This is a genomic window from Solirubrobacter pauli (assembly GCF_003633755.1).
In the GTDB taxonomy this organism is placed as follows: domain Bacteria; phylum Actinomycetota; class Thermoleophilia; order Solirubrobacterales; family Solirubrobacteraceae; genus Solirubrobacter; species Solirubrobacter pauli.
The window spans coordinates 2,625,145-2,637,247 of record NZ_RBIL01000001.1 but is presented as its reverse complement, the minus strand read 5'-3'; the positions used below and the strand labels follow the sequence as shown (position 1 = coordinate 2,637,247).

13 protein-coding genes are annotated in these 12,103 nt (G+C 72.3%); 8 read left to right on the top strand and 5 right to left on the bottom strand.

What is annotated here, in order from left to right; genetic code table 11:
• Positions 1-24 precede the first annotated feature (24 nt).
• The gene (gene groL / locus C8N24_RS12550; protein WP_121250378.1) at positions 25-1,659 is read left to right on the top strand and encodes a chaperonin GroEL; all 1,635 of its coding nucleotides are present in this window, start codon (positions 25-27) and stop codon (positions 1,657-1,659) included.
• A 161-nt stretch (positions 1,660-1,820) separates the two neighbouring features.
• Here the strand turns inward: groL and C8N24_RS12545 are convergent, their stop codons facing one another.
• The 4 genes from C8N24_RS12545 to C8N24_RS12530 are packed head-to-tail and all read right to left on the bottom strand — an operon-like array spanning position 1,821 to position 4,649.
• On the bottom strand, positions 1,821-2,033 hold the full coding sequence (locus tag C8N24_RS12545) for a hypothetical protein (protein ID WP_121250377.1): 213 nt from the start codon (positions 2,031-2,033) through the stop codon (positions 1,821-1,823).
• A gap of 6 nt (positions 2,034-2,039) precedes the next feature.
• Positions 2,040-2,813, bottom strand: a complete 774-nt coding sequence (locus C8N24_RS12540) for an ABC transporter ATP-binding protein (protein WP_121250375.1) — start codon at positions 2,811-2,813, stop codon at positions 2,040-2,042.
• Entirely contained in the window at positions 2,810-3,769 is a 960-nt protein-coding gene (locus C8N24_RS12535) for a FecCD family ABC transporter permease (RefSeq protein ID WP_245971841.1), read from the bottom strand. The genes C8N24_RS12540 and C8N24_RS12535 overlap by 4 nt, the downstream gene beginning before the upstream one ends.
• A gap of 34 nt (positions 3,770-3,803) precedes the next feature.
• A complete protein-coding gene (locus C8N24_RS12530; protein ID WP_170179043.1) occupies positions 3,804-4,649 on the bottom strand; it encodes an ABC transporter substrate-binding protein in 846 nt (281 codons plus the stop codon).
• Positions 4,650-4,720: 71 nt separating this feature from the next.
• Here C8N24_RS12530 and C8N24_RS12525 point away from each other — a divergent pair, with 71 nt between their 5' ends.
• The 7 genes from C8N24_RS12525 to C8N24_RS12495 all read left to right on the top strand — a co-directional run bounded on the left by C8N24_RS12525 (position 4,721) and on the right by C8N24_RS12495 (position 11,129).
• The gene (locus tag C8N24_RS12525) at positions 4,721-5,965 is read left to right on the top strand and encodes an HtaA domain-containing protein (RefSeq protein ID WP_121250370.1); all 1,245 of its coding nucleotides are present in this window, start codon (positions 4,721-4,723) and stop codon (positions 5,963-5,965) included.
• The gene (locus C8N24_RS12520) at positions 5,962-7,128 is read left to right on the top strand and encodes an HtaA domain-containing protein (protein WP_121250368.1); all 1,167 of its coding nucleotides are present in this window, start codon (positions 5,962-5,964) and stop codon (positions 7,126-7,128) included. Before C8N24_RS12525 ends, C8N24_RS12520 begins: the two co-directional genes overlap by 4 nt.
• 19 nt (positions 7,129-7,147) lie before the next feature.
• Positions 7,148-8,173, top strand: a complete 1,026-nt coding sequence (locus C8N24_RS12515; protein WP_121250366.1) for an HtaA domain-containing protein — start codon at positions 7,148-7,150, stop codon at positions 8,171-8,173.
• A 67-nt stretch (positions 8,174-8,240) separates the two neighbouring features.
• Entirely contained in the window at positions 8,241-9,056 is an 816-nt protein-coding gene (locus tag C8N24_RS12510; protein ID WP_211339939.1) for a HugZ family pyridoxamine 5'-phosphate oxidase, read from the top strand.
• Positions 9,057-9,122: 66 nt separating this feature from the next.
• Positions 9,123-9,710: a TetR/AcrR family transcriptional regulator gene (locus tag C8N24_RS12505; protein WP_121250362.1), complete on the top strand. Its 588-nt coding sequence runs from the start codon at positions 9,123-9,125 to the stop codon at positions 9,708-9,710.
• The gene (locus C8N24_RS12500) at positions 9,707-10,702 is read left to right on the top strand and encodes an alkaline phosphatase family protein (RefSeq protein ID WP_121250360.1); all 996 of its coding nucleotides are present in this window, start codon (positions 9,707-9,709) and stop codon (positions 10,700-10,702) included. The genes C8N24_RS12505 and C8N24_RS12500 overlap by 4 nt, the downstream gene beginning before the upstream one ends.
• Before the next feature lie 7 nt (positions 10,703-10,709).
• On the top strand, positions 10,710-11,129 hold the full coding sequence (locus C8N24_RS12495) for a cupin domain-containing protein (RefSeq protein WP_121250358.1): 420 nt from the start codon (positions 10,710-10,712) through the stop codon (positions 11,127-11,129).
• Here C8N24_RS12495 and C8N24_RS12490 read toward each other — a convergent pair whose 3' ends face one another.
• Positions 11,130-12,098: an aldo/keto reductase gene (locus C8N24_RS12490; RefSeq protein ID WP_121253155.1), complete on the bottom strand. Its 969-nt coding sequence runs from the start codon at positions 12,096-12,098 to the stop codon at positions 11,130-11,132.
• Positions 12,099-12,103: the final 5 nt, after the last annotated feature.

Here is a 12,103-nt window from a genome sequence, read left to right as displayed (position 1 = left end):
GCTTTTCAAGGAGACCAAGCACACATGGCTCACAAGGAACTGAAGTACGACGTCGAGGCCCGCAAGGCCCTCGAGCAGGGTGTTGACGCGGTCGCCAACGCCGTCAAGGTGACGCTCGGCCCGCGCGGCCGCTACGTCGTCCTGGACAAGAAGTTCGGTGCTCCCACGATCACGAACGACGGTGTGACCATCGCGCGTGAGATCGAGGTCGAGGACGTCTTCCAGAACCAGGGCGCCCAGCTCGTGCGCGAGGTCGCCACGGCGACCAACGATGTTGCCGGCGACGGCACGACGACGGCGACGGTACTCGCCCAGGCGATCGTCCGCCAGGGCCTGAAGAACGTTGCCGCCGGCGCGAACCCGCTGTCCCTCAAGAAGGGCATCGAGATCGCCGTCGACCAGGTCGTCGAGCACATCCGCGGCCAGGCCAAGGAGATCTCCGGCAAGGACCAGATCGCTCGCGTCGCGACGATCTCGGCCGGCGACGAGGAGATCGGCGACGTCATCGCCGACGCCATCGACAAGGTCGGCAAGGACGGCGTCGTCAACGTCGAAGAGGGTCAGACCTTCGGCATGGACCTCGAGTTCACCGAGGGCATGCAGTTCGACAAGGGCTACATCTCGCCCTACATGGCGACGGACCAGGAGCGCATGGAGGCGGTTCTCGAGGACCCCTACATCCTCATCGCCAACCAGAAGATCGGCTCCGTCCGCGATCTCCTGCCCGTCCTGGAGCAGGTCATCCAGTCCGGCCGCCCGCTGCTGATCATCGCCGAGGACGTCGAGGGCGAGGCTCTGGCCACGCTCATCGTCAACAAGCTCCGCGGCACGTTCACCGGCGTCGCCGTGAAGGCCCCGGGCTTCGGCGACCGCCGCAAGCGCATGCTCGAGGACATCGCGATCCTCACGGGCGCCGAGGTCATCACCGAGGAGATGGGCCTCAAGCTCGAGAACACGCAGATCTCGCAGCTCGGTCGCGCCCGTCGCGTGGTCGTCGCCAAGGACAACTCGACGATCGTCGACGGCGCCGGCGAGGCTGAGGCCATCAAGGGCCGCATCAACCAGATCAAGGGCGAGATCGAGAACACCGACTCGGACTTCGATCGCGAGAAGCTGCAGGAGCGCCTCGCCAAGCTCTCCGGCGGTGTCGCCGTCGTCAAGGTCGGCGCGGCCACCGAGACGGAGATGAAGGAGAAGAAGCACCGCGTCGAGGACGCCCTCCAGGCGACCCGCGCTGCGCTCGAGGAGGGCATCGTCCCGGGTGGCGGCATCGCCCTGGTCGAGGCCGCGGCCTCCATCAACGTCGACGCCACCGGCATCGACGACGAGAAGACCGGCATGCGCATCGTCCTGCGCGCGCTCGAGGAGCCGCTGCGTCAGATCTCCGAGAACGCCGGCTTCGAGGGCTCGGTCGTCGTCAACGAGGTGCGTCGCTCCGAGGCCGGCATCGGCCTCAACGCGGCCACCGGCGAGTACGTCGACCTGGTCGGCGCGGGCGTCATCGACCCCGCCATGGTCACGCGCTCCGCGCTGCAGAACGCGGCCTCCATCGCCAAGAACATCCTCACCACCGAGGCGATCGTCGCCGAGGTCCCGGAGAAGGATGGCGCCGGCGGCGGCATGGGCGGCGGCATGCCCGACATGGGCGGCATGATGTAGATCAGCCTCACGGCTGAGCAGTACTTCGGGGCCCCGGAAGGGGCCCCGTTGCGTTTAAGGCAACGGCTGATCACACCCGCGGGCACCACGTCCGCCTCGGGTGGGTCGTTTCCGTTACGGATTCCGTTACCTGGACTACCCACCCGTGGTCTCGGCCGTATTCAGCGCGAGGTCAAGTGCCAGGCGCCGCAGATGGAGCACTGGTACGGGCGCGTCGCGGCCGGCCGGCCCGGCGCCGCGTTCATCAGCGCGATCGATCGCGCCTCGGCCTCGCTGGCGTAGCGCTCCTTGTTCTCGCAGCTCGCCCGCGCGGCGCGCGGCGGCCGGAACTCGACCGGCGGTGGACCGGGCGCGCGGCGGTTGCGGCGCGGCACGGCGGGTCAGCGCCCGAGCCAGTTCACGCGCAGCGCGCCGGCCTCGTCGAGCTGGGCGTCGACGCGCCAGACGTCGTTGAGGCGCTCGGGGGTGAGGACGTCGGCGGGCTTGCCCGTCGCGGCGGTCTTGCCTGCGGCCATGACGACCACGGTATCCGCGATCGCCGCGGCCAACGCGAGGTCGTGGACGACGAGGATCACGGAGAGGCCGTCGTCGGCGAGGCGGCGCAGGAGCCGGGCGACGATCGCGGTCGCGCCGAGGTCGAGGTGCGAGGTGGGCTCGTCGGCGATCAGCACCGGGGCCTCTTGCGCGAGGCCGACGGCGATCTGGACGCGCTGGAGCTCGCCGCCCGACAGCGTGGTCAGGCGCCGGTCCGCGAACTGGAGGGTGTTGGTGCGCTCGAGGGCGTGTTCGACCGCTTCGTGGTCGTGGCGCGTGGGGCGCTGGAAGGCCTTGATGTGCGGGGAGCGGCCGAGCTCGACCGCCTCGCGGACGGTCACGCCCGCGGGAACCGGCGCGCGCTGGGGGACGAACGCGCGCAGCCGCGCGATCTTGCGCCCCTTGAGCTCGCCGAGCGGGGTGCCGCTCCAGCGGACGTCGCCCTGCTCCATCGGCTGCAGGCCCGACACGGCGCGCGAGAACGTCGACTTGCCGGCGCCGTTGGGCCCGACGACCGCGAGCAGCTCGCCCGCGTGCACGGACATCGACGCGCCGTGCAGGATCGGCGTGTCGCCGATCTTGACGTGGACGTCCTCGGCGACCAGCCGCGCCTCGCTCATACGGCTTCCCGGAGCAGCCACAGGAACAGCGGCACGCCGAGGACGACCATCAGCGGGCCGACCGGCAGCTCGATCGGCGCGAGCACGACCCGCGCGAGCGTGTCCGCCGCGACGAGCAGCGCCGCGCCGGTGATCGCGCTCGCCGGGATGACGAAGCGGTGCGACGCGGTCCCGCCCGCCAGCCGCACGAGGTGCGGGATCACGAGCCCGAGGAAGCCGAGCAGGCCGGCGATCGCGGCCGCGGAGGACGCGAGCAGCGCCGCGGCGGCGGCGGCGCTCAACCGCACGAGCCGCGGCCGCCCGCCGAGCGAGGACGCCACGTCGTCGCCGAGCGCCAGCCGGTCGAGCGGGCGAGCGAGGAACACGGCCATCAGGAACCCGACCGTGAAGTACGGCCAGACGACGCTCAGCGACGACCAGCCGTCCGACGACAGGCCGCCCGCGAGCCAGAAGATCGCCGACTGCACCCGGTCGCTGTAGGCGACCATCAGCGACGTCGTCGCCGCACCGAACAGCGCGGTGATCGCGATGCCGGCGAGGATCACGCGCCCGATCGACCCCGCGTGCGCGCCCGACCAGCCGATCGCGAAGACGATCGCGGCGGCGGTGATGCCGAACACGAGCGCGCCGACCGGCAGCAGCGCGATCGCGCTCGGCCACACGAGCAGCGTCAGCATCGCGCCGAAGCCGGCGCCGCCCGTCACGCCGATCACGTCCGGCGAGGCGAGCGGGTTCGCGAGCGCGCCCTGCAGCAGCGCTCCCGCCACGCCGAGCGCCGCGCCGACGACGATCGCCGAGACCGTCCGCGGCAGCCGCAGCTCGACGATGATCTGCCGCAGCGGCCCCTCCTCCGCCTGCCCGGTCAGCGAGGCCCAGATGTCCGAGAACGGCACGTGGACCGCGCCGAAGATCATCGACGCCGTCGCGGCCGCGAGCAGCGCGACGGTGGCCGTCACGACCACGGAGGAGCGTCGGAGCGTCAAGGGGTGCCTAGTAGTTCTTCAGGAACTTGGCGCGGACGCTGCGGATCGTCGCCGCCACGCCCGGGTACGGCTGCAGCAGCTGGTTGCCGGTCGCGACGTACACGCGCTTGTTCTTCACCGCGCGCGTGTTCCGCCAGCTCGGGTTGTTCTGGTAGTAGGCGGCGAGCTTGTTGATCGCGCCCGGGCTGCCGTGCGGGACGGCGATGATGATGTCCGGGTTGCGCTTGACGACGATCTCGTCCGAGATGCGCGCGATCCCGCTCGGCGACCGCAGCCCCGCCGTGAGCAGCTGGCCGCCGGCCTTGGCGACGACGTCGCCGCCCCAGGAGTTCGCGAGCATCGCGTGCGGCGTGCGGCCCACGCCGAGGATGACGAGCACGCGCGGGCGGCGCTTGATGCCCCGCTGGGCGGCGCGCACGTCGTTCTCGATCTTGGTCGCGAGCGCGTTGGCGGCCCGCGTGCGGCCCAGGACCTTGCCGATCGCACGGGTCTCGCGGCCGACGGCCGCGACGCTCGTGGGGTCGGACTCGTAGACCTTCATCCCGAGCCGCCGCATCGGCGCGGACCCGCGCTGCCACGTCTTGCTGGACAGCACGATGCTCGGGTTGTAGGTGGCGAGCTGCTCCATGTTCGGCCCCAGCGGGTGCGTGAGCGTGAGCACCGGCACGCCGCGCAGCGACGCGAGGTACTGGTCGGTGCCCCCGAGGGTCTGGCCGAGCACCACCGGACGTACGCCGAGGCGGGTGATCGTGGAGGCGGAGAAGGGCGTCAGCGCGGCAACGCGAGGAGCGGCCTGCGCGGGGGCGGCAAAGGCGAGGAGCGCCAGCAGGAGGGCGACGACAAGGCGGTTCATGGGGGCCATTAGGCTACCCTAAGCCGGTGTGTTAGGGTCCGTTTCCGTCCACCACGGTCGGAATTGGACTGATGTCTTACTCTCGCTCTGTCTTCGCTGCCGCGATCGCGCTCTGCGCCGCGGTTCCCAGCACCGCCGCCGCCTACGTGCCGGCGCCCGCCGTCGTCGAGCTGTCGGCCTCTGGTCAGCGTGCGCTCAAGCAGTCCTCGCTGAGCGTGTCCGCCTCCTCGCGCAGCACGAAGACGCAGCCTCGCCTGATGCTCATGCGCGGCAAGACCACGCTGGGATCGTCGGCGACCGTCGAGCTCGCGGGCGCGCTCCGATTCACCTCAGGCAAGCGCACCGCGAACGCCACGGCCCTGAAGCTCACGATCGGCCGTTCCACCTCGTACGTGACCGCCAAGCTGGCGAAGAAGACCGTGCGGCTGCTCACCATCAAGGCCACGCGGCCGGTGGAGCTCAACCCGTCCGCCGGCCGCCTGTCGGTGACCGGCGCGCGCATCGCGCTCACGCCCGCGGCCGCCAAGGCCCTGCGCAAGACGCTCAAGCTCAAGCGCACGCCGCCGACCTCCACGCTCGGGACGTTCTCGCTGACCGTCGCACCGCCGCCGTCGGTGGCGATCGACAACGGGTCGGTCTCGACGCCGCTCCCGGCCGCGCCGGCGCCGACCGCGACGCCGGCATCGAGCGCGACCGCCACCCCGACGCCCGACCCGACCGAGCCGCCCTCGTGCGACCCGGCGCGCTACGCGGCGACGCCGGCCGGCAGCGTCGACTGGTTCAGCTGCGACCTGCCGGGCAACCGCGACCTGCGCAGCTGGACCCGGTACGTCCTGACGCCGGCCGCCGGGTGCTCGGTGCAGCCGCCGTCGATCGTGGCGTCCGGCGGGGCGACCCGGCTGGACCCGGTCTCCGCCTACGACCACCGCTTCACGATCACGAGCAACACGCCCGGCGTCGACCTCGCGCGGACGATCCAGCTCGCCGGCTCGATCACCTACTCGATGCCGGCACACGGCATCGACGAGGCGATCACGAACCTGAAGATCGAGATCGACCGGAGCGGTCAGACCGGCAGCGTCTACGCGAGCGGCCGCAGCGCCGCGCGTAACGGCATCTTCTGCGTCACCGCGCCGGAGACGTACACGGACCAGAAGGTCATGGACCTCGACCTCTCGGGCAGCCCGCTGACCGGCGGCCGCTACATCCGCGTCCCGGCCAAGGTGACCGCCCCGGCAGAGCGCCTCGGCGGCGGCGAGTACGGCGCCGGACAGCCGTGGGGCACATTCACGATCGCCCTGCCCGCGGTCGGATGACGCGCACGCGAGCAGCCGCCGCGGTCGCGCTGGCGCTCGCCGGCGGCTCGCTGCTCCCGTCCGTCGCGACCGGCGCGACCGCGCCTGACGCCCTCACGCTGACCGTGACGTCGAAGACCGACCGCGCGCTGCGCGCCCGCGGGATCACCGTGCAGGCGACCGGGGTCGCCGCCCGCGCCGGACGTCGGTTCACGCTGCCCGCGACGTCGACCACGACGACCGCGCTCCGAGCCGCCGGAGCGCTCCGGCTGAAGACGCGCGAGCGGTCGGTCACGCTCGGCGCGCCGCGGTTGGAGCTCGGCGCCCGTCCGCGCGTGACCGCCGTGCTCGGCGGCCGCCGGGTCACCGTGCTCACGCTCACGGTCGCTCCGCTGAAGACCGCCACGGGGTTCTCGCTCGAGGCGACCGGCGCGAACCTCTCGGCCACGGCCGCGAAGACGATCCAACGCCGCCTGCGGGTGACCAAGGTGCCGCGGGAGGCGTTTGTAACCGTCGCCGCCGCCGGCACGTTCGCCGCTCCCCCGTCCACGCCGGCCACGCCTGCTGCCGGCCCGTGCACGCTCAACACCGCGGCGGGCACGCCGCCCGTGCCCGGCAGCGCCGAGCCCCCGGTGAAGACGCGCCCCGCGGGCGCGCGCACGATCACGTCCGCGACGCTCACGTGGCGCGTGCGCGAGTCGTTCATCCGCTACATCGCCAGCGGCGAGGGCACGACCTCCTCGCGCGGCGCCGCCGGCGCCCCGGCCGAGGCGCTCGAGGGCGCGCCGCCGCTCGTCTACTCGTACCGATTCCCCTTCGCCGAGGGCTGGTGCGATCCGGCCACGGGCGCGGCGCGGATCACCTTCTCGGGCACGGTCGCATTCCGCTACGCCGCGCACGGCATCGACCTCGTTGCCAACGACCCCGAGGTCGAGCTGGACGGTCCCGCCTCGCGCGTGATCTTCCGCATGACCGGCTCCGGCGACACCGCCGGCGGGAACCGGCGGCAGGTAGTGGAGACGCTCGACGTGTCGAAGGCCCTCACCTCCGGCGGCGGCACGACCTTCTCCTACGAGCGGGTCCCCGGGGCCGTGCCGCCGGGCGCCGCCAGCTCCGTCTTCGCCGGCTACTACCTCCCGGGCGAGCCGTTCGGGTGGCTCTCCATCTCGTTCACCACGGACTGATCCCAGTGAAAGGACTCCATTGATCACCCTCAATCGCCGCCTCGCGGCGCTGACCGTCTCCGCGGCCGCGCTGCTCGCCGCCGCCGCTCCCGCCGGCGCGGCGGACTACACGGTCACGGGCGGCAAGCTCGACTGGACGATGGCGAACCAGTTCGACAGCACGAGCGACCCGGTCCGCACGTGGCTCGGCTACGCCACCAACACGGTGGGCGGCGGTGCGGCCAACGGGTACGTCTCCCCCGTCGCCCCGGCGACGCTGACGAACGCGGCCGGGACGGCCGTCGACCTGGTCAACGGCACCAACGTGCGCGGGGTCAACGAGCTCTACAGGCTCAGCTACCCTGTCGCCACGACGGGCAGCACCTACAGCGCCACGACGTTCGGCCCGATCAAGGCCTCGATCGAGCTCGCGGGAACGTTCAAGTTCCAGATCCATGAGGCGCGCGGCTTCAAGCCGATCACGATCGTCAACCCGCAGATCACGATCGACGGCTCGACCGGCACGCTGCGCAGCACGGGCACGAAGGCCGCGACGACCGTCGTGACCTACGACCGCACCGACGTGCAGTTCAACCTCGACCTGAGCAACGCGACCGTCGTCCAGCGCGCGGACGGCACGCGCGCGATCACGGGCATCGTCCCGGTGGCCAACAACCCCGCCACCGTGCTTTCGGGCTTCCCGGCGAACTCGCGCCTGTTCGGCACGATGGCGCTGACGCTCGGCCTCGAGGAGAAGCCACTGCCGGTGACCCAGGCCGCCCCGACCACCGGTCCCGCCGGGCCGGCAGGCCCCGCCGGTCCCGCCGGCCGCGACGCCACGCTCAAGGTCATCCGCCTCGCCAAGGCCGCGTTCGCCACCAAGGCCGAGGTCCACGTCCGCCTGATCGACCGCACGACGAAGAAGTCGATCGCCACCGGCACCGTTCAGGGCCGCACCCTACGCCTGTCCCTCCTCTCCGGCACGAAGCTCAAGGGCACCTACACGCTCAAGCGCACCGCCAAGAAGGCCAAGGGCAAGCTGCAGACCACGATCACCCTGCGTTAGGGTCACCTCACAATCTTGGCGACAGGTGTCTTGATCTTAGGGACACCTGTCGCTAACGTGCCGGGACATGGCCGCTCCCGCCTTCCCGACTGACCACGTTGCCCCGGTCGACGCCTACATGGGTGCTCAGCCGCTGACTCCCGTCGCCCCCTCTCAGACGCGGACCGCCGCCGAGGAGGCGCGCACGCTCGTCGCCCAGGGCAAGATGGCCGCGCTGGCCACGACGAGCGAGGACGGCACCCCGTGGGCGTCCGCGGTCCTCTACGCGGCGCTCGAGGACGGCACGCCGATCCTGTGCCTGTCCACGCTGGCCGAGCACGGCCGCAACCTCACGCGCGAGCCACGCGCGTCGCTGATGATCGGCGAGGCCGAGCCCGCCGGTGACCCGCTCGACAGCGGTCGCGTGACGCTCGCGGGCCGGGTCGAAGCGCTCACGGGCGAGGCCGAGGCCGTCGCGAAGGAGGCCTACAAGGCCGCGTCGCCCGCGTCGGGGCTGTACGGCGGGTTCGGCGACTTCACGTACTACGCGCTGCGCGTGGAGCGCGTGCGCTGGGTCGGCGGCTACGGCCGGATGGACTCCGCGGACGCCGCGAGCTACCACGCGGCGGAGGCCGACCCGACGGCCAAGGGCGCGGCGTACGCGATCAAGCACCTCAACGAGGACCACGCGCAGAACCTGCTGGACATGGCGCGGGCACTCGGCGGCCACCCGGACGCGACCGAGGCCACGTGCTCGGCGATCGACCGGTACGGCCTCAACCTCAACGTCCAGACGCCGCGCGGGTTCACCACCACGCGGATCGCCTTCGCGGAGACCGCGAACCGGGCGGGGGACCTGCGGGGCGCCACGGTCGAGCTCGCCCGCCGCGCCCGCGGCGAGTAGCGCACGCACGCTCGGGAGGGCGGACCGCTTCACGCGCTCCGCCCGACCGCCTAGCATTTCGGCGCGATGCCACAGATCGACGCGCCCACCGTCGCCGAGCACCGCGCGCAGCAGCGCGAGGCGCTGTTGGACGCCGCGGAGCAGATCCTCATGGAGGAGGGTCATGCCGCGCTCACGTTCGGGCGCCTCGGCGACCGGACGGGCCTGGCGCGCAACTCGATCTACCGCTACTTCAGCTCCCGCGACGACCTGATCGCGGCGCTGTGCGAGCGTGACATGCCGCGCTGGCTGAAGGACCTGCGGTCGGCGATGGACGACGCCCCGGACGCGGACGCGCGCATCGAGGCGTTCGTCGCGACGCAGCTGCGGCTGGTCGTCGCCGGCGCGCACCGGCTCGCGCAGCTGCTCGGGGACGCGCCGCTCGGGCCCGCGGTCCGCGCGCGCATCAACGCGCTCGCCTACCGCCCGGCGGCGCTGCTGGTCGACGAGCTCAAGCTCAAGGGCGACCCGGACGCCGAGCTGGCCGCCCAGCTCGTGCAGGGCGTGGTGAACGCGGGCGTGCGGCTGCTGCACACGGCGTCGATCCACGAGGTCGAGCCGCTGACGGTGACGCTCGCGCAGACGCTCGTCCGCTCGCGCGCCGCCACCCCGTGAGCCTCGGCTTCGCCGACCTGCCGGCCCGCATCGACGCGCTGGCGGCCGAGCACGACCAGCTCGGCGTCGTGCTGCTGGACGCGTTCGGCTGGGCGTTCGTGCAACGCCACGCCGACCATCCGCTCCTGCATCGGCTCGAGATCGAGCCGATGCGCTCGCAGTTCCCGTCGACCACGACCGCGCACCTGACGACGCTCTACAGCGGCCTGCCCGTCGGCGAGCACGGCCTCTACGAGTGGCGCTGCTTCGAGCCGCTCGTCGGTGACGTCGTGCGGCCGCTGCGGTTCGCGTTCGCCGATCGCGACGAGCCGCTGCCGATCGCGCCGCGAGCGCTGTTCCCGTGGCCGAGCCGCTGCGCGGGCGCCACCGTCCTGCAGCCGGCCGCGATCGCGGACACGCCTTACGGATCGGCCGCCTTCGCCGGAGCGACCGTCGTCGGGTTCGAGCACCTGGCCGACGGCGTGGCGCAGCTGCGGTCGACGCCGGGCGTCTCCTACCTGTACTGGGACGCGATCGACGCCACCGGCCACCGGGAGGGCCCGTCGAGCCAAGCGTTCGTGGACGCGTCGCTGCACGCGCTCGACGCGCTCGCGGCCGTCGACACACCGCTGCTGGTCACCGCCGACCACGGCCAGCTGGACGTCCACACGACGGACAGCCTGGACCTGTTCTGGCCGGAGCTGACAGAGCACCTCACGCGCCCGCCCGCCGGCTCCGCGCGTGACCTGTTCCTGCACGTCGACGAGCCGGAGCGGGTCGTCGAGGAGCTGCAGCGGCGGCTCGAGCACCGTGCCGAGGTCCGTCTCGCGCACGAGCTGTTCACCCACGTCGGCCCGCGGTTGCGTGAGCGCCTCGCGGACGTGTGCGTGCTGCCGGCCCCCGGCCGCATGGTCGGCCTGACGAGCGCGCCCAGCCCGGAGCGCCGCTTCAAGGGCCACCACGGCGGGCTCACGGCCGCCGAGTCGGAGACCTGGATCGGGATCCAGGCATGATCTGACCATGGAGACCGGCGTCAGCTACGCGAAGCTCGATCCCGACCACCCCGAGCGCTTCCTGTCCTTGCGACGGGAGCTGGGCGTCACCACGATCGGCATCAACCAGATCCGCCTGCGGCCCGGCCAGCGCGGGCGCATCCACCTGCATCACCACCAGGAGGAGGTGTTCCTCGTCCTGGCCGGCACGCTCACCCTCGGCGTCGAGGGCGAGGAGCGCGTCCTCACGCAAGGGGAGCTGGCCCGCGTGGCGCCGGGCGTCAAGCGCCAGCTCGTCAACCGCGACCCGAACGCCGACGTCCTCATCCTCGCCCTCGGAGGCGCGAACGAGCACGTCGGCCGCGACGGCGAGGCGTTCACCTCCTGGGACCAGGAGACGGGCGCCCCGCCGCAGGAAGTGCCCCTGCCGGAGGACGAGGCGTTGTAGCTAGCGCTCCACCGCCTGCATCATCGCGCCTTGGTAGCGGTCACCGGCGGCCTCGCCGAGCGCGTCGAGCTGCGCCAGCACGTCCGCGGGCACGTTCACGTCGGCCGCGGCGGTGTTCTCCTCCAGGTACTTGACGCGCTTGGTGCCCGGGATCGGGACGACGTCGTCGCCCTGGGCGAGCAGCCACGCGAGCGCGAGCTGCACCGGTGAGCAGCCGGCCTGCTCGGCCAGGTCGCGCATCTTCTGGACGAGCGCCAGGTTGTGCTCGAGGTTCTCGCCCTGCCAGCGCGGGTTGTTGCGGCGGAAGTCGTCGGGCGCGAGCGACTCGGTGCTCGTCAGAGCGCCCGCCAGCAGCCCGCGGCCGAGCGGCGAGTACGGCACCAGCCCGACGCCCAGCTCGCGCGCGACCGGGACGATCTCTGCCTCCAGGCCGCGCGTGAACAGCGACCACTCGCTCTGCAGCGCCGCGATCGGGTGCACGGTCGTCGCCGCGCGCAACGTCTCCGCGCTCACCTCGCTCAGGCCCAGGTGACGGACCTTGCCCGCCTGCACCTGCTCGGCCATCACGCCGACGCTCTCCTCGATCGGCACGTCGGGGTCGCGGCGGTGCATGTAGTAGAGGTCGATGTAGTCCGTGCCCAGCCGCCGCAGCGAGTCGTCGACGGCCTGCCGGATCCAGTCCGGCGAGTTGTCGATGAAGCGGTTGCCGTCGGCGTCGGTGCGGTTGGCGAACTTCGTGGCGATCACGAAGTCGTCGCGCCGTCCGGCCACCGCGCGCCCGACCAGCTCCTCGTTGACGCCTGCGCCGTAGATGTCGGCGGTGTCCAGGAATGTCACGCCGAGCTCCAGCGCGCGGTGGATGGTGCGGATCGACTCGTCGTCGTCGCCCGGCCCGTAGGCGAACGACATGCCCATGCAGCCGAGCCCGAGCTCGGAGACGGTCAGGGCGCCCAGGGTGCGTTGCTCCAGCATGC

Coding starts and splice junctions, on each gene's coding strand:
- C8N24_RS12525 (WP_121250370.1), top strand. CDS start 4,721: ATGTCTTACTCTCGCTCTGTCTTCGCTGCCGCGATCGCGCTCTGCGCC.
- C8N24_RS12530 (WP_170179043.1), bottom strand. CDS start 4,649: ATGAACCGCCTTGTCGTCGCCCTCCTGCTGGCGCTCCTCGCCTTTGCC.
- groL (WP_121250378.1), top strand. CDS start 25: ATGGCTCACAAGGAACTGAAGTACGACGTCGAGGCCCGCAAGGCCCTC.
- C8N24_RS12495 (WP_121250358.1), top strand. CDS start 10,710: ATGGAGACCGGCGTCAGCTACGCGAAGCTCGATCCCGACCACCCCGAG.
- C8N24_RS12510 (WP_211339939.1), top strand. CDS start 8,241: ATGGCCGCTCCCGCCTTCCCGACTGACCACGTTGCCCCGGTCGACGCC.
- C8N24_RS12505 (WP_121250362.1), top strand. CDS start 9,123: ATGCCACAGATCGACGCGCCCACCGTCGCCGAGCACCGCGCGCAGCAG.
- C8N24_RS12520 (WP_121250368.1), top strand. CDS start 5,962: ATGACGCGCACGCGAGCAGCCGCCGCGGTCGCGCTGGCGCTCGCCGGC.
- C8N24_RS12540 (WP_121250375.1), bottom strand. CDS start 2,813: ATGAGCGAGGCGCGGCTGGTCGCCGAGGACGTCCACGTCAAGATCGGC.